Below are 21128 nucleotides of genomic sequence, written 5' to 3'. Positions count from 1 at the left end.
CGGGCGCCGCGGCGCGCCGAAACGCCGCTCCGTCCGAGAATTTATGGCGGGAGCGGTGCTAGGATCAGCGCCGTCGATGGAGCCGTCCCCCGCGAAGAGCTGCCCCTCGTGCGGCGAGCGCTACGACGCGGGCGTTCTCTACTGCCCGCGCGACGGCACCCCGCTCGCGAGCTCGCGCAAGAGCCCCACGTTCGGCGCCGCGGAGCGCGACCCGTACGTGGGCATCACGCTCGGGGGGCAGATCCAGACCCGCCACCTCATCGGCATCGGCTCGATGGGCCGCGTCTACCGCGCTTTCCAGGCCGGGATCGAGCGCGACGTGGCCGTGAAGATCCTCCACCGCGAGCTCAGCAGCAACGCCGAGCTCGTGAGCCGCTTCCACCGCGAGGCCAAGATCTCGAGCCGGCTCGTCCACCCGAACGTCGTCCAGGTCCTCATGACCGGGAGCGTGCCCCCCACGGCCGACCCCCGGATCGGCGGGGAGCTCTACCTCGTCATGGAGCACCTCGACGGCATCTCGCTGCTCTCCGCGCTCGCCGCGGCAGGGGCAGGCGGCGAGAGCGAGGCGCTGCCGCTCCCGAGGGCGCTCCACATCGCCCTCCAGGTGTGCGACGCGGTCGGCGAGGCGCACGCGCAGGGGATCGTCCACCGGGATCTCAAGCCCGAGAACATCATGCTCGTCCGCCGCGGCGAGGACCCGGATTACGTGAAGGTGCTCGACTTCGGCATCGCCCGCCTCGACTGGGCCGACAAAGCGATGACCACCCAGGCGGGGCTCATCTTCGGCACCGCCAAGTACATCTCGCCCGAAGGCGCCGAAGGGCAGCGGGTCGGTCCGCCGGCGGACGTCTACTCCATCGCGACGATGCTGTACCAGTGCCTCGCGGGGCGCGCCCCGTTCGAGGGCGACTCGCCCGTCGCGCTCCTGGTCCAGCACACGCACGCCCCGCCGGCGGACCTGCGCAGCATCGCGCGCTCCAGCTACGTGCCCGAGCCCATCGCGCGGATCGTGATGCAGAACCTCGCCAAGAAGCCGTCGGACCGGGCCCCCGACGCGCGCGCCCTCGGCCGCGACCTCGCCCTCGCCGTCCGGGCGAGCGGCCTCGACCCCGATGAGATCGCCGCCCAGCCCGGGCTCCTGCGCGCCAGCGCGGTCATGAAGCTGGCCTCGAAGTCGCGCACCAAATCGCTCGATCTCTCCCCCGCGCTCGCCGCCCAGATCGGCGGTATCGCCGCGCCGACGCTCGAGAGCGCCCACATCGGCGACCTCGATCCCCGCCTCCCGGGGGGCGAGGCAGCGCGCTACAGCGACCCCGCGTCGCACCGCCGCGAGAGCGACCCCGCGTCGCACCGCCGCGAGGAGGAGCGCTCCTCCTCCAGCGGCGTCGAGCGCGCTTCGTCCAGCTCGATGAGCTCGGCGCCCTCCTGGACCACGCCGCTCGCAGCGCCGTCCCAGGCCGAGCGGCCTTCGAGCGGCGCGCGGTTCGGCGGCGCGTTCGCCGAACCGGTGGAGCGGCTCGACGCCGGAGCGCGCGCATCGTGGAGCGCCGCTCGCCACGGCGGCGCGGCGGACGAGCCCGCGCGCACGGCGATCGGCCTCGGCATCGATCCCATGCGCGACGCTGCGCCCGTCCCGTCGACCATGCAAGGCGTCGAGTCCGCGGCGCGGCCGCTCCCCCGCCGGGCGATGATCGCGCGCGCGACCGCCCTGCTCGCGTGCGCCAGCGCGGTGGGGTTCGTCGTGTTCCTCGGCGGGCGGCACCTCGGCGCCTTCGGGGGGCCGGCCGCGCGCGACACCCTCGAAGCACACATCGAGCGCGCGCGCGACTGCATGGGCAGGCACGCCTGGGACACGCCGCCCCGCGAGAACGTCAAGGAGATCGTCTCGCAGGCGCTCGCGCGGTGGCCAGGAGACGCGCGCCTCGCCGAGCTCCGCCGCGAGTCGTCCGAGCGCATCGTCGCCGACGCCCTCGGGCGGAAATATGCCGGCGACAGGGCCGGCGCCATCCGGCTGGCGAAGCTCGCGCTCGAGCTGCAGCCAGCGCTCACCACCGCCCAGCACCTCGTCGCCGAGCTCTCCGGCGGCCCGCCGGGCGCCGCCCCGGCGCCGCCCCCTCAGGTCGCCCCGCAGAGCGCGGGGCCGCAGGCCACAGGCGCCGACCGCAGGCCTGCGCCGCGCCGCCCCGCGCCGGCCGAGGTCCGCGGCGCTCCCCAGGGCCAGCCGCCGGCGCCCGCCTCCCGGGGCGCGCCGGCCCCGTCCCCGACGCCGGGCGGCGCGGGTTCGCCCGACAGCACAGGCGCCGCCTCGCCGCCGGCCAGCGCCGCACCTGCGCCGGTCCTCCCGCCCTCGCCGCCGCCGCTGCCCACGGACGCCACCTCGCCGCTCCCCTCGTCGACAGGTCCTTGGTTATAATCCAGAGAAGGTGAGTCCAGCCGGCCGGTACCCGATGTCGCAAGCGCCCGCCAACGCCCGCGCCGGGCAGGGCGGCCGGGCAGCGCTGGCGGGGCGTGGCAGCGCGCGATCGCCGAGCGCGCGCGCGCTCGGCGCCGCGTGCGCCGCCGCGCTCGCCGCGCTCCTGATCTCCGCCCCCGGCCGGGCCGACGAGAGCAGGGCCGCCCGCCGCGCCGTCGCCGCGCGCGAGCGCGGTTTCCCCTACACCATGGTGGAGGTGAGCAGCGGCGTGATGACGCTCCCGGGCGCCGACGTCTGCCCCGTCTCGCTGTCTCCGGGCGCCTGCGAGCAGGGCGAGACGAGCGTCTCCCTCGGCATCCACAACCTCTACCGCTGGCGCGACATCGGCTTCGGCGCAGGCATCTTCTGGGCGGCGACGCTGACCTCCGACGCCGCGCGCGGCGCGCGCGGCCTCGAGCGCGATCACGCGCGCAGCTACTTCATGCTCGACGGGCTGTTTCGCTACTACGCCCTCCGCATCCGCAGCTCGGAGTGGTGGGCCGGCGTGACGGTCGGCGGCGTCGTCGTCAACGACTCGTGGTCGGTCGAGGCCGATCGCAACCCGTACTCGGACACGGCGTATGTCGGGCCCAGGGCGGCGACGATCGGCACCGAAGGTGTCGCCGCGGGGCTCGCGATCGGCGGCGACTGGGCCTTCGCCGACAACTGGAGCGTCGGGAGCCACATCCGCTACTCGAGCTGGTTCCTCCCCGAGCAGCGCAAGGTCTCCCCGACCGGCGATCTCGCCTCGCTCTCCGAGCGCGTCGACATGTTCAACATCGGCGTCCTGATCGCGTACCGCCTGGCGCTCTGACGCCGCGCCAGGCGCCGCCTGCGGCGCCTCACGCCCTGACGCCGCGCTCCGCTCGGCGGGCGGCAGTTGACGCGACATCGCCAGGTCGGTACGCCTGCCCGGCCGTTTCCATCCTGCGAGGAGCCCCCGATGCCGCTGAATCTCTCGAAGGTCGGCTACACGACCCAGCCCAGCGCGTTCACCTTCAACTGGAAGACCCTGGCCACCTATGCGCTCGGGATCGGCGCCAAGCGCGAGGAGCTCGAGTACCTGTACGAGGGCACGCCGGGAGGCATGAAGGTCTACCCCACGTTCGGCGTGATCCCCTCCCAGGGGACCGTGTTCGAGGCGCTCGAGGTGGCCGGGGCCGAGCTGGCGCTCATCGTCCACGGAGGGCAGACGCTCCGGGTGCACCGCCCGCTCCCGACGAGCGGGACGCTGTTCACGACCGCCACGCTGGCGACCATCTACGACCTCAAGAAGTTCGCGCAGGTGATCGTCGAGACGAAGACCACGCTCAACGACGAGCCGCTCTTCGACACGGTGTGGTCGATCATCGTGCGCGGCGTCGGTGGCTTCGGCGGGCCGCGCCCGCCGCACGCCGAGTCGGAGGCCCCCGTGCCGAAGGACCGCGAGCCCGACTGGGTCGTCGAGCAGGCGACGGCGCCCGAGCAGGCGCTGCTTTACCGGCTCTCGGGCGACGAGAACCCGCTGCACGCCGATCCGGAGGTCGCTGCGAAGGCGAGCTTCACGCAGGGCCCCATCCTGCACGGCCTCTGCACGTACGGCTTCGCGGCGCGCGCGATCATCCAGAAGGCGGCGGGCGGCGACGCGAGCCGGCTGCGGGCGTACGGCGCGCAGTTCCGCAAGCCGGTGTGGCCGGGCGACACCCTCATCACGCGGGGCTGGGCGCTGGCCGGCGGCAAGGTCGCGGTGGTCACCTCTGTCAAGGATCGCCCCGATCCGGTGCTCACGAGCGCGTGGGCGGAGATCGGCTGACGGCCGGCGTGGTCGCGTGCTAATGGCCGAGGCCCGGATCAGGGAAGCGTTATGAGCAAGACGAGCGAGAAGGATAGGGCCAAGGACGACGAGGACCTCGACGAGGCCGGGTCGACCGACGAAGGCAACGACGACGGCGAGGAGGAAGAGGCGAAGGCCACCGCGGTCCGCGGCCGTGGCCACGGCCACGGCCACGCGCACGACGACGACGACGCAGAGGACGACGGCGCCGAGCCGGAAGATCCGTACTGGTGGGCGCCGCACGCCGTGCTCAGCGCGCTCGTGCTGATCGGGCTCCTCGGCTTCTTCGGCATGTTCAACAAGACGCCGCTCGCCCGCCTCGCGGCCCCCGTCGCCCCGGAGCCCGACGAGCACGAGCACGCGACCGCCGCCGCTCCGCCGCCCGCTCCCACGCCCCGCCCGGCGCAGTCGGCGCAGGCGCCGAGGGAGATGTTCGGCGCGAAGCACCTGCTCGTCATGTACAAGGGGAGCCGCCGAGCGCCCCCGACCATCGAGCGCACGAAGGACGAAGCCAAGGCCCGCGCGACCGAGGCCATGACGAAGGCCAAGGCCGATCCGAGCAAGTTCGCGGACGTCGTGAAGGAGTACTCGGACGAGCCGGGGGCGGACAAGCGCGGCGGGGACCTCGGCAAGTTCCCGAAGGGCGCGATGGTTCCGGAGTTCCAGGCGGGCCTCGAGAAGATCAAGGTCGGCCAGGTGAGCGACCTCGTCGAGACGGCGTTCGGCTACCACGTCATCCTCCGCACGCAGTGAGCGCGCGGCGCCGCCGGGGCCGCGGCGCCGCAGCGTCGCGAGCCCCGGGCGGCTCGACCCCTCCCGCTGCGGTCAGCGCGCCGGCGCGCTGACGAGCTTCTTCAGCCTCGCCGTCTTCTCTTCCTTGGTCAGCGTCAGCTTGGCGTGCTCGTCGGCCGTCATGCCGTTGCGGAGCACGCGGGCCTCGTCGCCGATGCCGTAGACGGTCTTGTCGGCGCGCGCGAACACCCACTCGGTCGCGGAGCCCTCGCCGTCCTTGTTCATGAGGCGGACGGAGCCGTCGCCGATGCCCTTCTCCCTGGCCGCGCCCGGCAGCTTCGCCAGCGTCGACACCACGTCCTTGGCCTGGTCGACGTCGTCGCGCACGATCGCGACCACCCGGTAGCGCTTGTCGACCTCCTTGTAGTAACCGAACGCGCCGGGCCCAGCGCCATCCACCCCGAGCACGTCCTTGGTCTCGTAGCGGATCCCGAGCTGGATCATGTTGTCCCTGGGCAGCGCCGCCGCGGCAGGCGGCAGCGACGGCTCGCCGGGCAGCTTCGCGCCCATCTCCTTCACGAGCCCAGGCAGGACCTTCTCGCTCGACGACTTGAGCGCCGCCTCGGCCAGCGCCTCGTCGTTGTAGGTGATCTCGGCGAGGTACTGTCCGCGCCAGAGGTACGCGTTCCCGACCCCCATCGCGGCCGCGCCGCCCCCCTCGATCGCGCGGGGCGTCGCCTCGTCGGCGGGGTCACCGTCGCCCACGGTGCGCTTCGTGAACATCCCGTAAGCGCCCTCCGTGGATCCGAATTTCGAGAGGTGGACGTCGACGGTCGCGGAGCCGCCCTCGCCGCTCACGTACCGCGCCTCGACCACCCGCCGCACGCCGAATCCCTTGTAGATCTCGCACTCCCCGTCAAACATGTCGCAGATGCTGTCGAGCGGCAGGGGCGCCGATTCTCCGAACGTCTTCTCCCCGCCGTTCGGGTCGAGGCAGAACCCGCCCGTCGTGCGCGGGAAGAACGGCGCGCTCGCCGCGTCGCTGATCGTCCCCCCGCCGCCGGCGCAGGCGGCCGGCTTCGCGGCCGGCGGAGGCGGCGGCGGCGCGCCGAGTGGCTCTTCCTTCTTGCTGCAGCCCGAAGACAGCGCGGCCACGAGCGCGCCGGCGAGCAGCGCGGAGCGCCACGCACGGGAGCGCAACGGCCTCCCGGGGCACGCGCGCGTCGCGCGGGTCGCGCGAGTCGCAGCTGACACGCTGTGGTCCAATGGGCCTCTCGGTGAACACCTTTCGGGCGGGAATCGCATGGCCTGTTCGCCTTGCACCTTTTTTCATAGCGCCGCAATCGTTAGCGCCCGCGGCGAATCGCTTTGAGAGATTCACCTTGAAGTTCCATCACTTAGCGCCACCTGTCGAGGGCATGCAGCTTGCCTTTGCCGATCCTTTGGTGCGCCCTCCCTCCTGTTCGCGACCTCCTCCTCGTGATTCCGATCGACCGCGGGCTTGCGCTCCGGGGCAGCGCGCGCTGCGCCGCCGTGGCGCGCGCGGCTTCACCCTGCCGGAGCTGCTCGCGGTGGTGGTCCTCATCGGCATCCTGGCCGCCGCGGCGTCGCCGAGCTTCGTGAGCGGCATGCGCGATCGCCGCGTGAACCGCACCGCGATGGAGATCAGCGGCATCTACCGGCTCGCGCGCTACCAGGCGATCGGGCGCGGGGCGGCGGTCCTCGTGCGGTGGACCGCCTCGACAGGCGCGTTCCAGGTGCGGCAGGCGCAGGTCGATGACATCGCCGCCGGCTCTCTGATCGCGACGAGCTGCCTCAGCGTCGCCAACTGGATGGACCCGGCCCAGACCCAGCCGGTCACGACGTTCCACACCGAGGGCATCGAGCTGGCGGCGATGCAGCTGCTCGATCCCACCGGCGTGGCGCACGACAACGCCGACGTCTGCTTCACGCCGCGGGGGCGTACGTTCGTCCGCTACGACGCCGCCGGGGCGTTCGCGCCGCTGCTCGGCGCGCTCCGGGTGGATGTGACCAACACCAGGACCGGCCTCCTGCGCTCGGTCTTCGTCCCGCCGAACGGCGTCGCGAGGCTCGGGCTGTGAGCGCGGCGCGTGCGAGGAGGGCGGCGAGCCGCGGCTACACGCTCATCGAGGTCATGGCGGCGCTCGGCGTGCTCGCGATCGGCGCCACCGGGGTGCTCGCGCTGCAGAAGGCGACGCTCATCAGCAACACGAACGCGCGCAACCTCGCGATCGCCAACAGCGTCGCCATGACCTGGGCAGAGCGGCTGCGGGTGGACGCGCTCCAGTGGAACGATCCCATGCGGGTGCCCGACATCAACAGCGACACGGACTGGCTCGCGCTCAGCACCACCGCCCCGTTCACGAAGGTGACCCCCACGGAGATCACCGCGCTCGGGTCGCCGAGCGCCGACGTGCTCGGGGCCGACATCTACGCGGGCGACACGTCGGCGTCCGCGTTCTGCACGCACGTGCGCTTCCGCGAGTTCACCGATCCCGTGTCGGGCACGCGGATCTGGGACAGCCTCCTCCGCGCCGAGATCCGCGTCGTCTGGGAGCGCAACGGGGACCCGATCAACTGCGGGATCCTCCCGCTCGACGTCGACGCGGCCCCGGGGCGCTTCGGCGCCGTCTACCTGACGACGGGCGTGCTCCGGAACACGAGCGAGGACAGGCGATGACGACGAGCCGACGCACCACCCGCCCGCGCGCGCGCGCCTCAGGACAGCGAGGCTTCACGCTCGTGGAGCTGCTCGTGGCGATGGCGGCCGGCCTCATCGTGTCGCTGGCGGCCTTCCTGCTCTCGAAGAACGCGACGCGCTTCTTTCAGAACGAGGCGAGGGCCTCCGCCTCGCACCTCGCGGCGACGCTCGGGATGAACCGGCTCACCGCGGACCTGCAGCGCGCGGCCTACCTCTCGTCGCCCAACATCCTCAATGACCCGGAGGTCTGCCAGGTCCCGGCCTCGCCCGTCGGCCTGCGGCGCCTCGCCGGGATTTCGATCCTGCGCCAAGGGTCGGAGTTCCTCCATGCGACGGAGCTCAACCAGAGCATCGCCAACGGGCTGCACCCTGACTCCATCATCATCGGCGGCAGCTTGAACAGCACCGAGCTGTTCGAGTTCAGGAAGATCAGCGATGAGTCGGGCGACTGGGTCGTCGAGCTCAACCCGAACAGCTCCGCCGTGCAGCGCACGCTCGCGCGCGCGCAGGGCGGCGGGCAGAGCCTGACCCAGATCTTCGCGCCTCACCGCTTCCTGCGCATCATGGTGCGCGGTCAGGAGAAGTTCCTGTATGGCGTCATCGACCAGGTCAACGTGATCGGCAACCCGCCCACCCAGATCGACATCACGCTGAGGGCGGATCCCGGCCTGCCGACGCTTGTCGGGCTCGCCGATTGCGGCGTGACCCCCGGCGGCTCCACCGGCGACGGAGGATGGGTGAACGTCGTCTCCCGCGTCCGCTACGACATCCGGAGCCTCGTCGGCAAGGGGACGGCCTACGACCCTCTCGTGGCGCCCGTCACGCCGGCGCTCACCGGCGACAACGGCCGCACCGAGCTCGTGCGGGTCGAGCTCGACGAAGAGGATCAGGAGATCCCGGGCACGCTCGAGCTCATCGCGGAGTACGCCGTCGATCTGAAGTTCGGGATCTCCACCGCAACGGAGGGCACCGTGCCCGGGGTGACCAATCCGCAGATCACGCGGTTTCCGATCACCGCGATCGACAACGCGTCCGTGTACACCAACGCCGCCGCGAACGACCAGCCAGGGGCCATGCCGCAGCGCGTGCGGGCAGTCCAGGTCCGGCTCTCGACCCGCACCCGGGCGCCCGATCGCGACGTCGGCCTCCCCGTCCCCGTGGGCCCGGATGGCCGCAGGCTCAGGTTCCTGATCCCCGGCATCGCCGCGGGCGCCAACACCTATGGGAACACGGCGCCCTCCGGATCGCCGCCAGTCTACGCCCGGATGCGCACGCTCTACGCCGACATCGCGCTCCCCAACCAGGCCTACGTCCCATGGTGAACACAAGCATCGCCCGGTCCCGCCGGCGCTCCCGCGAGCGGGGCGCCGCCGTCTTCATCGTCGTGCTGGTCATCACGATGCTCACCGCCATCGGCCTGTTCGCGGCCCACGCGGCCACGCTGTCGACCATCGCCAGCGGCCACGAGCGCCGGATGACGCAGACCCACTATCTCACCGAGTACGCGATGCAGCTCGCGATCGCCGAGATCGAGCAGAAGGGAGGCCTGGAGATGATCCCCAGGTCGACGAGCTGCTCGGTCATCACCGACGCGTGCTGGCCGCTCTTGCCGCACACGTTCGACGCGGCAGAAGAGCTCCTGGAGCCGCCCACGGCCGGCCCGCCGGAGACGCCCGGGAGCCTTGGTCGCGCCGACGTCCAGTGGATCGCCAAGGTGGAGATCACTGATAAGATAAGGCCTGCGATAGGGAACCGCGCCGGCAGCGACATGGGCGGCCCGAACCCGGTGAGCGTCGATTACTGCACGGTCACCATGAGCGCGCGTCTCATCGCCTGGCCCGGCGGCTCCGCCATCGCGACGGCGGGCAGCCAGGAATCCATGTCCGTCGTTGCCGATATCCTCTGCTCGAAGTGACGAACCGGAGCGCACGATGCGAAACCTGACGAAGGTCCTTGTCACCATGAGCTCCGCGGCGACGCTCGGCCTCGTCGCGGGGCGCGCACGCGCGCAGGCCATGGATGTGGAGCCGCCGCTGCCCAACGTGCTCTTGCTGGTCGACACGTCGGGCTCGATGGAGAAGACGGTGGCGGGCGGGGAGCCGGACTGCAACCCAGGCACTCCCCCCGCCTCCGAGGCCCTGAAGAGCCGCTGGACGAAGCTCGTCGAGTCGCTCACGGGCCCGATCCAGGACTTCAGCTGCGTCGCGCAGCCCCGCACGGGCACCGCGTTCGTCAACGAGTTCAGCCTCGGGGGAGAGCCGCCCTACGACAGGAACTACTACATCCCGTTCCATCGCATGATCTCGGGCCACTGCACGAAGGGCCCAGGGGCGACCTATGATCTGGTGGGAGAGCATCGCTGGGACAACGCGGCCACTCCTTGTACGACGCCGTTCACGCAGCTCAACTCCGGCCTGCTCGACGTCTATCAGGACCGGATCCGGTTCTCGCTCATGACGTTCGACACGCTCCCCGACGCGAGCACCGGGCTCCTCTCCGGCGTTCCCGATCCCGTGGGCGGCATCGAGGGGATGTGGAGCTACTTCCTCGGGTTCGAGACCGGCGCAGGATACCCGGCGCGAGGCAACCCGCCCGCCTGCGCTCCCGCGGACATGGAGGTCGGCGCCAGGAACCCGGCCGCGCCGCTCTGGGAAGGGCCGCTCATCCCCTTCCCGACCTACACGGCGGACACCACCGAGATCCGCAGCGTGAACGAGAGCATCCAGAACGCGCTCATCGCGATGCGCCCCTACGGCGCGACGCCGCTCGCCGGGATGCTGTCCGACGCGCGCGACTACATCCTGAACGAGGCCTCGACATGGGAGAGTCGGCCGCTCGGGCCGCGCGACGATCCGTTCATCAGCGGCGGCTGCCGCAAGACCTCGATCGTGCTCATCTCCGACGGCGAGCCGAACCTCGACCTGCGCCCGACCTGCACACAGGGCGCCGGCCCCGGCCCCGATGGGACGGGCTGTCCTTACGACGAGCCGCAGGTCATCGCCCAGTCGCTCAACTCCCACGTCAACCCGAACCGGCGCGTGCCGACCTATACCGTCGGGTTCGGCCTTACCACCCTGGCGCGGCAGGAGCTCGGCGATCCGACGTTCAATTGCGCGACGATCTCCAGCGCTGATTTCCTGCCCGCCGGGCGCTGCGACAACGCCGCTGGCGCGGTCAAGGCGTGCTGCACGCTCTCGCGCATCGCCATCGAGGGCGGGACCGATCGCGGCTATTTCCCGGACGACGCCAACGAGCTCTCCGCGGTGATGTCGCGGATCTTCGCGCAGATCGCCGCGAACTCGACGAGCCGCACCCTCCCCGTCTTCGCCAATGCGACCACGACCGCGAACAACGGCAGCACCGACGAGGGGGTCGCCTACCAGTTCGCCTCCTCGTTCAGCCCGCCGCCGGACGGCTCGCTCTGGAGCGGCAACCTCGAGCGCAAGCGCTTCGTCTGCGAGACCGTGAGCGGCGTCATGACGACGCAGCTGAAGGACATCGACCCCGGCAAGGGCGATGACTTCGCGGCCAACGTCAACTCGAATACCGGGCAGCCGCGGCAGTTCTTCACCGTGATCGGCGAGCTGGACACCACCGCGCAGCGCATCTGGTCGAGCCGGAGCATCCGCCCCGCCACCGTCGCCACGGACGGGCTGGGCAGCTACACGGGCACGGTGACCGGCAGCGGCGCGCCCGCGCAGGCGACGGCGTTCGCGACCGATCTCTCCAGCGCGTCCCGCGCGCTCGATCTCGATCCCAGCGCGCCCGTCCCGCCGCAGTGCTCGGGCGGGCTGCAGGCGACCAACGCCGCGGACTGCGCCCGGCGCATCATCGAGTGGGAGGTCGGCCAGCCGATGCCCTCGGGCGTCGCCTCCCGCGACGGCAACGAGCTCGGCAGCATCTATCACTCCACGCCGGTCGTCGTGGGGCCGCCGAACGACTACATCCCCGACGAGTCCTACCGGGCCTTCGCGGAGCACCCCGATCAGGCGACCCGGCCGCTCGTGCTCTACACGGCGACGACCGACGGGCAGCTGCACGCCTTCCAGGTGACCGCAGCGACCGCGTCGGACACGCTCAAGGTGGACAAGGTCGAGAACAACGAGCTCTGGTCGTTCCTGCCGCCCCACGTGCTCCCCCGGCTGCTCGCGACGTTCAACCAGCAATCGCTGCTGCTCGACGGCGCGCCCGTCGTGAAGAACGTCGTCTTCGAGCGCACGTCGGCGCAGGTGAGCAGCGCCAACGCGACGTGGAACACCGTGCTCCTCGCCAGCGGCGGCGCGGGCGGCAGCTTCTACTACGCGCTCGACGTGACGAACCCGAAGGCGCCGCGGTTCCTCTGGCAGCTGTCCACCGACGACGCCGGCACCCCGCTGTTCGGCGAGGCGACGCCGACGCCGGCGATCGGCATGGTGGAGATGGAGTCCGGCGGCCAGATCAAGGAGATCGCGGTCGCCATCCTGCCCGGCGGCTCCGCCCCGCTCGATACGAGCCAGCCCGCGTGCAACCGGAAGAACACGGCGCACCCGCTCTTCTATCCGACGGGCACCCTGGCGGTCCGCGACTCAGTCCGGTGCTGGGGCAGCGCGGGCACCGGCGGCCCCGTCGGGCCGTCGCGCTCGCTCACGATCGTCCGGCTGGACACGGGCGAGATCCTCCGCACGTTCCGCGGCCTCCCCTCCGAGGCCCCGGCCGGGATCGCCTCGCGGACCACGGAGGTCGACTTCGACTCGCCGATCACCGGCATCCCCGTGCCGTTCCCGGCGGGCGTCGGTGAGGTCGCCGAGCGCATCTACGTCGGCGACGCCGACGGGACGCTCTGGCGCGTCAGCCTGACGAGCACCAACCCGGACAACTGGACCGTGGACCTCGCCTGGGACGCGTACTCGTTCCCGACCGACAGCGCGGCGAGCAGCCAGCCGATCCAGACGACGCCGATCGTGAGCACCGATCCGCTCGGCAACAAGGTCATCCTGTTCTCCACCGGCGATCAGGAGGCGTTCACGGCGAGCGGCGCCATCGAGACGCGGGTCTGGTCGATCACCGAGCGACCGCACAACACAAGCCTCCGCTTCAGCGAGAACTGGGTCGTCCCCTTCACGGGCGGCCAGCGCGTGACCGGGCCCATCTCCCTCTTCAACGGCTGCGCGTACTTCGCGACGTTCACGCCCGTCGCGCCCGGGACCTACGCGTGCGCGGACGGGCGCGGCGCCATCTGGGGCGTCGACTACCTGCTCGGCAACACGGACTCGCCCGCGCTCCCGAACGGCTGCCTCGTCGTCGATCCGCTCGCGCCTCCGGAGCGCTTCGAGCTGCAGTCGCCGGGCACCATCGTCTTCGGCGTGGCCGTGACCCAGAAGCCGACCTGCGTGGATACGGAGAACTACACCGATCCGTACTTCGGCCCGCAGACGATCGTCCGGCACTCCACCCCGCCCGAGTACCAGCTCGTGTTCCACACCGGCGCCGCCGGCGACGCGGACGCCCAGGGGGGCGAGACGCGAACGAGCACGAGGACGCTGCAGCGGCCGCGCAAGGTCGTTAAGATCGACTCGTGGGCCACCCTCATCGAATGACGCGAGCCAGCCTGTCGCGCGCCGCCGGCGCGCTCGCCGCGCTCGTCGCGTGCGCTTCGGCAGCGCCCGCCTGCCGTAGCGACGCCAGCGCGCCGGCGCCGGCGCCGCAGGCGAGCGAAACCACGGCCCCGAAGCCGCCGGTCGACCAGGCGCTGCCGGGCGAGCTCGCCGAGGGGGCCGAGCAGGCGTTCGGCCTGCCCATTCCGCGCCGCATGAAGGTGCGCGCGCGCTTCGCCGATGCCGTCTTCGCCGTCGGGGAAATCCCTGCCGAGCGGGTGGCGAACTACGTGCGCACGCGCGTCCTCGCCGGAAATGTCGAGACCGGGCCTGCGAAGACGATCTTCTCGCGCGCCACCGTGAAGAGCGCGCCGCAGCGGATGATCCGGATCGAGGTGGTCTCGCGCGCGCACATCTCGGAGCTCGTCATCCGCGACGAGACCCGGGCGCCCGCGGAGCAGGGCCTGTCGGTCGAGGAGCGCTGGCGCCGCAGCGGGCTCACGCCGGACGGCAAGGTGATCGATCCCACCCGCCTCGAGTGAGCGCGGCGGCGGCGGCCTCGACCTCCAGCGCCGCGGGGCCGCTGCGCCAGTCGGCGCCAGTCGACATCTCCGACCTTTCGAAGTAGATCGCGGCCGTGTCGACCAAGCCGCTCCCCACCGCTCCGCTCCGAAGGACGCCGCTCTACGACGAGCACATCAAGCTCGGCGGCCGCATGGTCCCGTTCGCCGGCTGGGAGATGCCAGTCCAGTACAAAGGCGTCACCGAAGAGCACAAGGCGGTGCGCACCGCCGCCGGGCTGTTCGACGTCTCGCACATGGGCGAGATCATCCTGAGCGGCGAGCACTCCGGACAGGTGGTCGACTACCTCGTCACGAACGACGTGAAGAAGCTGGAGGATGGCCACGCGCTCTACACGTGCGCGTGCAACGAGGCCGGAACGATCCTCGACGACCTCATCGTGTACCGGATCGACGCGCGGCAGTGGCTCATCGTCTGCAACGCCTCGAACCGCGACAAGATCGCCGCCCACATCCGGGGCGCGGCGCAGGGCCACTGCAGCTTCGAGGACGCGTCGGATCGCACGGCGATGATGGCGCTCCAGGGGCCGAAGGCGCTCGACATCGTCGCGCTCGCGGGCGGCGACGGACCTTCGCTGCGCGAGCTCGCGCCGTTCCACTTCCGCGACGCGACGCTCGCCAACGTGCGCTGCACCGTGGCCCGCACCGGCTACACCGGCGAGGACGGCATCGAGATCTTCTGCTCGCCGTCCGACGCGCAGCGGCTCTGGCGTGCGCTCGTCGAGCTCGGCGGTCCGCTCGGCCTCGAGGCGACGGGCCTCGGCGCGCGCGACACGCTCCGCCTGGAGGCGCGCCTGTCGCTGTACGGCAACGACATCGACGAGACGACGAACCCCATCGAGGCGGGCCTCGGCTGGGTGGTGAAGCTCGACAAGGGCGATTTCGTGGGGCGCGCCGCGCTCCAGCGCATCAAGGACGAGGGCCCCGCGCGCAAGCTGGTCGGCTTCGAGATGACGGGGCGCGGCATCGCGCGCCACGGCTACCCGCTGCTCGACGTGAGCGGCGCGAAGGTCGGCGTCTGCACGAGCGGCAGCCCGGGGCCGACCGTCGGCAAGAACATCGGGCTCGGCTACCTGCCGGCGCCGATGGCGGCGGTAGGGACCGCCTTCCAGGTGGACTGCCGCGGGCGCTCGGTCGAGGCGGTCGTGGTCAAGACCCCGTTCTACAAGCGGGCCTGACCCGCGCCGAGGCGCGCCGCGGCGGGCCGATCCGAGCGACCGCGCGCGGCGACCAGAGATCCAGGTTGGCAAAGGGAGAAGAAGTCACATGGCGAGCGACAATGTCCGAACGGACCGGCGGTACACGAAGGACCACGAGTGGGCCAAGCAGGAGAACGATCTCGTCGTGATCGGGATCACCGCCTTCGCGGTCGAGCAGCTCGGCGACATCACGCTGGTCAACCTCGACGTGAAGCCGGGCGACACGATCACCGCGGGCACGGCGTTCGGCACGATCGAGAGCGTCAAGACGCTGAGCGATCTGTTCGCGCCGGTGAGCGGCAAGATCCAGCGCGTGAACGCGGATCTCGAGAGCCGCCCCGAGCTCGTCAACGACGACTGCTACGGCAAGGCGTGGATGATCGAGGTCGTCCCCTCGGACCAGGGCGAGCTCGGCACGCTCATGGATCCCGACGCGTACAGCGAGCTCCTGAAGACCGCGGCGCACTGAGCGCCGCGCCCCTCCGCGTTCCGCATCACCCTTCCCGCTTCCCGCTGCACAAGACCATGCGCTACCTGCCCCACACGCCCGAGGAAATCAGCGAGATGCTGCAGGCCGTCGGCCTGTCGTCGCTCGAGGAGCTCTACAGCGCGATCCCGAAGGAGGCGCGCCTCACGCGCCCGCTCTCGATGGAGCCTTCGCTCGACGAGGCGTCGCTCATGCGGCACCTCGAGGAGCTCGCCCAGAAGAACCGCGCAGGGCGCATGCTCTCGTTCCTGGGGGCCGGCGCCTACGAGCACCATTTCCCGCCGGCCGCCGATCAGCTGCTGCTCCGCAGCGAGTTCTACACCGCGTACACGCCGTACCAGCCCGAGGTCTCCCAGGGCACGCTCCAGGTGATCTTCGAGTTCCAGACGATCGTGAGCGAGATCCTCGGGCTGCCGATCGCCAACGCGTCGATGTACGATGGCGCGAGCGCGCTCGCGGAGGCCGTGCTGATGGCCCGCCGGCTGACGGGGCGCGAGCGCACGGTCCTGTCCGGGGGCGTGCACCCCGACTATGTCGGCACGGTCGAGACGTACGTGCACGGCATCGGGGCCGGCAAGGCGTCGCTGGTCGGGGTCGACGTCGGCCGCGACGGCACGGCGGACGTCGAGGCGCTGACGCGGGCGATCGACGAGACGACCGCCTGCGTGGTGGTCGGCTATCCGAATTTCTTCGGCGTCGTGGGCGACATCCGGAAGGTGGCCGAGGTGTGCCACCAGAAGGGCGCGCTGCTGATCACGGTCACCCTGGACCCGTACGCGCTCGCGCTGCTCGAGTCGCCGGGCGCGCTCGGCGCCGACATTGCGGTGGCGGAGGGCCAGCCGCTCGGGCTGCCGCCGCAGTACGGCGGCCCCAACGTCGGGCTGTTCGCGTGCCGGAACGACCGCAAGTACCTCCAGCAGGTGCCCGGCCGGCTGGTCGGCGAGACGGTCGACAAACATGGGGCCCGCGGGTACGTGCTGACGCTCGCGACGCGCGAGCAGCACATCCGCCGCGAGCGGGCGACGAGCAACATCTGCACGAACAGCGGCCTCTGCGCGACGGCGGTCACGATGCGGATGTGCATGCTCGGCAAGCGCGGGTTCGTGGAGGCGGCGAAGCAGTGCCTCGCGAAGGCCGAGCACCTGAAGCGGGAGATCGCGCGGCTCGACGGGTACTCGCTGCCGATGTCGGCGCCGACGTTCCACGAGTTCGTCGTGAAGGTCCGCGGCGGGGACGCGGGGAGGCTCACGCGGGCGCTGGCCGAGCAGGGGATCATCGCGGGGCTCGATCTCGGGCGGATCGACGCGCGGCGGCGGGACGAGCTGCTGGTCGCCGTGACCGAGCGGCACAGCCGCGCGGATCTCGATCGGCTCGTGGAGGGGCTCGCGGGGTTCACGGGCTGAAGCGGAGGAGCGATCCCCCGCCTTCGTCAGCGCGAGGCGACGTCCTGCCCGCGCTGCTGCGCGGGGAACGGGTTCGGCCACAGCGGCAGGAGCGACTGCCGGTAGACGGTGAGACGCAGCAGGTCGATGCCCGCGATGGCGGCGAACGCCATCGCATTGTCGGTCCCGTAGCTCCCCTGGAGCGAGAGGCTGATGCCGAGCGGCGCGCCCAGCGTGAGCGCGCCGGCCACGCCCGTGGAACCTGCGCCCCAGAAGCGGCGGTAGCCGCCCGCGTCGAGGGCAAGGCCCAGCTGGCCAGCCTGGAAGCCGCGCGTCGCGACCCGGGCGAGCAGCGCGAGATCGATGCCGCTGTCGAGGATCGGCGTCGCGCGCATCAGGCCGCCGACGATGACGGGCGCGTCGGGCGTGGTCCCGACGCCGACGTCGCACGACAGCGCGCCGTCGAAGATGAAGTCGCTTTCGCCCTGCTTCCAGCCGACCGCGCCGGCGCCCACGAAGGTCCACGCGGAGGCGTCCGCGCGCGACGGTGATGACCAGGCGAGCGGGGCGAGCAAGGCCCCGAGGGCGGCGAGGCAGGCGATGGGCGAGCGCACGCGAGCGAGCTACCACGAAGCGCCGAGCGGCGATAGGTCAGCGCGCGGGGCCGCGCCGCTCGACGATGTGCCGCGCCACGAGCGCGGCCACCTCGGGATCGAAGAGGAGCGTGTTGTGCCCCCGCCCCTCCATCACCCGCACCTCGCCGCCCGGCAGCGCGTGCGCGATGGGCGAGCGGACCAGCGTGTCGGCCCCTGCGACGATCGACAGGTGCGGGATGCTCGACCGCGCCGTCCCGAGGAGGACGCGCCGGAGGACCGGGCTCGACGCGTCGAGATCGCGCGCGCCGCCGAAGCCGAGCAGCGCTGCGCGCGGGATGCCGCCGAACGGGCTCGCCATGGAGATGGTCTGCACGACGCGCGGATCGCCGACCTCCTGCGCGAAGAAGCGGCACACGATGCCGCCCATGCTGTGGCCGACGAGGTGCAAGCGCGCCCCGTCCGGCAGCGACGCGACGAGCGCCGCGAGGCGCGCCGACAGCGCCTCGACGCCGGGCCCCGGCGCGTAGGACATCGTCGCCGTGTGGACCGACCACGGCGGCTCGGCGCGCGCCGGGTCCGTCCGACCGCGCGCCCGCGAGGCGCGAGACATCGCGGCGTGGCGCTCGATCGCCGTGCGCAACGGCCGGAGGACGCCGGCGGAGGCGAAGAGCCCGTGAAGGATGACCACCACCTCGTCGCCGTCGCGCGCCCCGTCAGGGATCACCGGCGCGAGGGTGTCGTACGGCAGGAGGACCGCCTGCCTCGCGAACGAGGCCACCTCCCTGCCAGCGGTCGCCGCGAAGGCCGACGCACGGAACCACCTCGCCACGTGGTGGCTCTTACCATGGATCCGTCGCGCGACGTCCTCGCGGCTCGCGACGCGCTGTGTCGAGGGCGCGCGCCACGAGGACGCCGCGCGGGCGGCAAGGAGGCCGATCACGGCCGCAGCAGCCAGACATGGAAGCTGCGGAACGTCCCCCGGAGCGCGCGGATCCGGACAAGGTCCCCCGGCGCGACGTCGCGCAGCGGCACCCGGATCTCGGACCAGCGGTCCAGAGGGCGCTCTGGCACCTCGACGCGCGCCTCGTCCGCGGCGCGCTCGATCGCCACGCCGATCGCGATCGGGCCGCCCCCGTCGGTGCGCAGCGCGAGCACCGCGGGCCCGCGGGCGCTCGCGGCGGCCGCGGCGGCCGCGGCGGCCGCTCCGATTACGAACGACTGCTCGCGCCCCTCGGGGATGATCCTGCCGGCGTCGAACCGCGGCGCACCGCCGCCGTCGCTCCCGTCCCGCAGCACGGCGCCGACGACCCAGCCGCCGCGCGGCGACGGGAACGCGTAGCCGTGCGCCCGCTCGTCGACCAGGTCGGCGATGTCCACCTCGTCGATGGCCTCGTCGCGGCGCTCCCCCGGCGGCGCGAGCGCCGACCAGTCCGCCTCGTAGATCACCTTCTCGTCCGCGGCGCACATCACGTTGTCCTCGATCTTCACCGCGTCGACGCGCCGGCCGAAGACGTCCGCGAGCCCGCCCCACCACGAGGGGTACAGGGCGAAGACGTCGGGCCGCTCGGCGGCGTCGAGCCGCTCGATGAGCTCGACAACGGCCGGGACCCCGTGCACCGAGGCCCGCGCGAACGGCATCCCCCGGTACCCGCCGAGCCCGAGCCCGTCGATGGCGGGGATCCCCGACAGGTACGGGATCGCGCCCGCGTCGCCGAGCAGCACCCGCCGCGGCCGCGGCTCGCGCGCGGCGAGGCGCCGCGCGACCTCGACCTGCTGCCCGGCGATGTTGGCCGAGGAGCGGGCGAAGTGGTCGATCTGCCGCGCGAACCACGCGGAGGGCGCCGCGAGGGCCGCGAGCGCGAGCGCGGCGGCGACGCCGGCCGCGAGCCGCCCCCGCCGCGCGAGCGCCTCGGTCCCGAGGGCCGCCGCGACGAGCAACATCGCGAGCGCCGGGGCGGCGTAGCGGAGGTTCTGGTAGCGCGCCGTCGCGTTGAGCGCGACGAGGAGCAGCGAGCCGTAGGCGCCGATCAGGAGCGGCACGGCGAGGCGCCGCGTCCGCCGGTCGAGCGCCGCGAGCGCGCCGAGCAGCGGCAAGAGGAAGGCGTAGGACGGGCCGCCGAGCGCGCTCTCCAGCGCCTGCACCCGCAGCGCGGCGAGGTTCTTGATCACCTCCAGCGCCTTCTCGAGCGGCGCCGGGTACGGGTTCGAGAGGATGAGCTTGCGCACCGCCCCCGCCGCGCTCCACTCCCCCGTGAGCGCGCGGTTCGCGGCGGCCTGCGCGGCGAGGAGCAGCGCGGTCGGCAGGGACGCGCGCGCGAGCGACGCCGCCGCGCCCAGCGAGCCCGCCGCGTGGGCCACGGCGACCGCGAGCGGCGCCGCGAGCGCGACGGCCTCGGGCCGCGTCGCGACGAGCAGCGCGGCGAGGAGCCCTGCCCGGAGCTGCTCGGCCGGGCGCTGCGCCGGCGGGGCGAGCTCGGCGCGCCGCACCGCGACGAGCGCCCGGCCCATCACCGCGCCGAGCAGCGCGAGCTCCATCCCGGAGAACCAGCTCCAGTCGAGCAGCGGCACGGCCACGACGAAGAGCGGCGCGGCCCAGGCGACCCAGCGGGAGTAAGGGGCGCCGGGCCCGCCGCGCGGATCGAGCAGCCACCGGAGCGAGCGGCAGAGGTCGAGCAGCGCGGCGCACGCGAGGAGCGCGGCGAAGAGGCCGAGCCACGCGCCGCGAAACCCGAGCAGGTACCCGGGCGCCAGGGCGAGGGGGTACGCCAGGCTGGTCCCGCCCGAGGAGTAGCCGTTGCCCGGGATCCACGAGAACGGGTGGCCCAGGGCCGCGGCGCGGGCGAACCCGAAGTGGATGTAGACGTCGTCGAGGGGCGCCGGCCAGACGCCGCCCGTCCTGGCGAGCGCGGGCCCGTAGAACGCCGCGGCGGCGCCGAGCACCGGGATCGCGGCGCTCGCGTGCCACAAGAGCGGCCGGATCCACGGCGGGCGCCTCACCGCCCGGCCGGTACCACGAAGGAGCCCAGGACGGCGCGCCGAATCTGGCTAGACTGCGGGCCATGGTGCTCAGAGCCGTGGTGGACGAATCGGTCGACGCCGCCCACTGGGAGGCCGTCGAGGAGGCGGCCGAGCTCCTGCAAGAGGAGCAAGTCCAGGAGGCGCTCGTCGCGCTGCGCGACGTGATCAAGGCCTCCCCGTCGAACCCGTACGCGTACAACCTGCTCGGGCACGCGCTCTACGAGCTCGGCCAGCTCGAGCCGGCGCGCGACGCTTACCGCGCCGCCGTGCGGCTCGCGCCGAGCTTCCTCGGGGCGCGGGTGGCCCTGTCGCACGCGCTCCGTCGCCTCGGCGACACCGACGGCGCGACCGCGCAGGCGAAGGAGGCGCTCCGCCGGTTCCCGAAGGACGGCGAGGCGATGCACGCGATGGGGCTGGCGTACGCGGCCCGCGGCAACCGCGCGCTCGCGCGGAAGCACCTCCAGGGCTTCCTGGACGCGGGCCCGGAGGTCGAGGCCGCGATGGAGGTGCGGCAGATCCTCGAGATGCTCGGCGTCGGGGGCGACGACGAGCCGCTCCAGTTCGAGTAGCCTT

At 72.5% G+C, this 21128-nt stretch carries 18 protein-coding genes; 14 read left to right on the top strand and 4 right to left on the bottom strand.

All coding sequences use genetic code 11. The features are described 5' to 3' along the window. Positions 1-76 precede the first annotated feature (76 nt). From WMF12_RS10660 to WMF12_RS10645, 4 genes are all read left to right on the top strand, one after another. Positions 77-2413: a serine/threonine-protein kinase gene (locus tag WMF12_RS10660; protein WP_437870504.1), complete on the top strand. Its 2337-nt coding sequence runs from the start codon at positions 77-79 to the stop codon at positions 2411-2413. 34 nt (positions 2414-2447) lie between these two features. Further along, the gene (locus WMF12_RS10655; RefSeq protein WP_437870503.1) at positions 2448-3266 is read left to right on the top strand and encodes a hypothetical protein; all 819 of its coding nucleotides are present in this window, start codon (positions 2448-2450) and stop codon (positions 3264-3266) included. Between the two features lie 129 nt (positions 3267-3395). Next, complete coding sequence (locus tag WMF12_RS10650; protein WP_437870502.1) at positions 3396-4244, top strand: MaoC/PaaZ C-terminal domain-containing protein; 849 nt, start codon at positions 3396-3398, stop codon at positions 4242-4244. Positions 4245-4295: 51 nt separating this feature from the next. Then, entirely contained in the window at positions 4296-5018 is a 723-nt protein-coding gene (locus WMF12_RS10645; protein ID WP_437870501.1) for a peptidylprolyl isomerase, read from the top strand. A gap of 72 nt (positions 5019-5090) precedes the next feature. Here the strand turns inward: WMF12_RS10645 and WMF12_RS10640 are convergent, their stop codons facing one another. Further along, entirely contained in the window at positions 5091-6197 is a 1107-nt protein-coding gene (locus WMF12_RS10640; RefSeq protein WP_437870500.1) for a DUF6599 family protein, read from the bottom strand. Positions 6198-6262: 65 nt separating this feature from the next. Between WMF12_RS10640 and WMF12_RS10635 the strand changes: the two genes are divergently transcribed. From WMF12_RS10635 to gcvPA, 9 genes are all read left to right on the top strand, one after another. Then, positions 6263-7099 (top strand): pilus assembly FimT family protein, encoded by an 837-nt coding sequence (locus tag WMF12_RS10635; RefSeq protein WP_437870499.1) that lies wholly within the window; start codon positions 6263-6265, stop codon positions 7097-7099. Beyond that, positions 7096-7698, top strand: a complete 603-nt coding sequence (locus WMF12_RS10630) for a type IV pilus modification PilV family protein (RefSeq protein ID WP_437870498.1) — start codon at positions 7096-7098, stop codon at positions 7696-7698. Before WMF12_RS10635 ends, WMF12_RS10630 begins: the two co-directional genes overlap by 4 nt. Next, positions 7695-9041, top strand: a complete 1347-nt coding sequence (locus tag WMF12_RS10625; protein WP_437870497.1) for a PilW family protein — start codon at positions 7695-7697, stop codon at positions 9039-9041. The genes WMF12_RS10630 and WMF12_RS10625 overlap by 4 nt, the downstream gene beginning before the upstream one ends. Then, positions 9035-9634: a hypothetical protein gene (locus WMF12_RS10620; RefSeq protein WP_437870496.1), complete on the top strand. Its 600-nt coding sequence runs from the start codon at positions 9035-9037 to the stop codon at positions 9632-9634. Before WMF12_RS10625 ends, WMF12_RS10620 begins: the two co-directional genes overlap by 7 nt. 16 nt (positions 9635-9650) lie before the next feature. Then, positions 9651-13295, top strand: a complete 3645-nt coding sequence (locus WMF12_RS10615; RefSeq protein ID WP_437870495.1) for a hypothetical protein — start codon at positions 9651-9653, stop codon at positions 13293-13295. Continuing rightward, positions 13292-13834 (top strand): hypothetical protein, encoded by a 543-nt coding sequence (locus WMF12_RS10610; RefSeq protein ID WP_437870494.1) that lies wholly within the window; start codon positions 13292-13294, stop codon positions 13832-13834. The genes WMF12_RS10615 and WMF12_RS10610 overlap by 4 nt, the downstream gene beginning before the upstream one ends. Positions 13835-13929: 95 nt before the next feature. Further along, on the top strand, positions 13930-15051 hold the full coding sequence (gene gcvT / locus WMF12_RS10605) for a glycine cleavage system aminomethyltransferase GcvT (RefSeq protein ID WP_437870493.1): 1122 nt from the start codon (positions 13930-13932) through the stop codon (positions 15049-15051). An 88-nt stretch (positions 15052-15139) separates the two neighbouring features. Continuing rightward, positions 15140-15541 (top strand): glycine cleavage system protein GcvH, encoded by a 402-nt coding sequence (gene gcvH, locus WMF12_RS10600; RefSeq protein ID WP_437551815.1) that lies wholly within the window; start codon positions 15140-15142, stop codon positions 15539-15541. A 56-nt stretch (positions 15542-15597) separates the two neighbouring features. Further along, positions 15598-16962: an aminomethyl-transferring glycine dehydrogenase subunit GcvPA gene (gene gcvPA, locus WMF12_RS10595; protein ID WP_437870492.1), complete on the top strand. Its 1365-nt coding sequence runs from the start codon at positions 15598-15600 to the stop codon at positions 16960-16962. A gap of 26 nt (positions 16963-16988) precedes the next feature. On the opposite strand, the gene WMF12_RS10590 is transcribed toward gcvPA, so the two are convergent. From WMF12_RS10590 to WMF12_RS10580, 3 genes are all read right to left on the bottom strand, one after another. Further along, positions 16989-17555, bottom strand: a complete 567-nt coding sequence (locus WMF12_RS10590; protein WP_437870491.1) for a hypothetical protein — start codon at positions 17553-17555, stop codon at positions 16989-16991. A 37-nt stretch (positions 17556-17592) separates the two neighbouring features. Further along, positions 17593-18366, bottom strand: coding sequence for an esterase/lipase family protein (locus WMF12_RS10585; RefSeq protein WP_437870490.1), 774 nt, complete (start codon positions 18364-18366; stop codon positions 17593-17595). A gap of 107 nt (positions 18367-18473) precedes the next feature. Beyond that, complete coding sequence (locus WMF12_RS10580; protein WP_437870489.1) at positions 18474-20534, bottom strand: hypothetical protein; 2061 nt, start codon at positions 20532-20534, stop codon at positions 18474-18476. A 62-nt stretch (positions 20535-20596) separates the two neighbouring features. Between WMF12_RS10580 and WMF12_RS10575 the strand changes: the two genes are divergently transcribed. Next, entirely contained in the window at positions 20597-21124 is a 528-nt protein-coding gene (locus WMF12_RS10575; protein ID WP_437870488.1) for a tetratricopeptide repeat protein, read from the top strand. Positions 21125-21128 lie beyond the last annotated feature (4 nt).

It is taken from the genome of Sorangium sp. So ce363, assembly GCF_051520435.1.
In the GTDB taxonomy this organism is placed as follows: Bacteria; Myxococcota_A; Polyangia; order Polyangiales; family Polyangiaceae; genus Sorangium; species Sorangium cellulosum_B.
The sequence above is the reverse complement of the archived record's forward strand: the minus strand, read 5'-3'. Positions and strand labels throughout refer to the sequence as shown.

Coding starts and splice junctions, on each gene's coding strand:
- WMF12_RS10660 (WP_437870504.1), top strand. CDS start 77: ATGGAGCCGTCCCCCGCGAAGAGCTGCCCCTCGTGCGGCGAGCGCTAC.
- WMF12_RS10655 (WP_437870503.1), top strand. CDS start 2,448: ATGTCGCAAGCGCCCGCCAACGCCCGCGCCGGGCAGGGCGGCCGGGCA.
- WMF12_RS10650 (WP_437870502.1), top strand. CDS start 3,396: ATGCCGCTGAATCTCTCGAAGGTCGGCTACACGACCCAGCCCAGCGCG.
- WMF12_RS10645 (WP_437870501.1), top strand. CDS start 4,296: ATGAGCAAGACGAGCGAGAAGGATAGGGCCAAGGACGACGAGGACCTC.
- WMF12_RS10635 (WP_437870499.1), top strand. CDS start 6,263: ATGGGCCTCTCGGTGAACACCTTTCGGGCGGGAATCGCATGGCCTGTT.
- WMF12_RS10625 (WP_437870497.1), top strand. CDS start 7,695: ATGACGACGAGCCGACGCACCACCCGCCCGCGCGCGCGCGCCTCAGGA.
- WMF12_RS10620 (WP_437870496.1), top strand. CDS start 9,035: ATGGTGAACACAAGCATCGCCCGGTCCCGCCGGCGCTCCCGCGAGCGG.
- WMF12_RS10615 (WP_437870495.1), top strand. CDS start 9,651: ATGCGAAACCTGACGAAGGTCCTTGTCACCATGAGCTCCGCGGCGACG.
- WMF12_RS10610 (WP_437870494.1), top strand. CDS start 13,292: ATGACGCGAGCCAGCCTGTCGCGCGCCGCCGGCGCGCTCGCCGCGCTC.
- gcvH (WP_437551815.1), top strand. CDS start 15,140: ATGGCGAGCGACAATGTCCGAACGGACCGGCGGTACACGAAGGACCAC.
- gcvPA (WP_437870492.1), top strand. CDS start 15,598: ATGCGCTACCTGCCCCACACGCCCGAGGAAATCAGCGAGATGCTGCAG.
- WMF12_RS10575 (WP_437870488.1), top strand. CDS start 20,597: ATGGTGCTCAGAGCCGTGGTGGACGAATCGGTCGACGCCGCCCACTGG.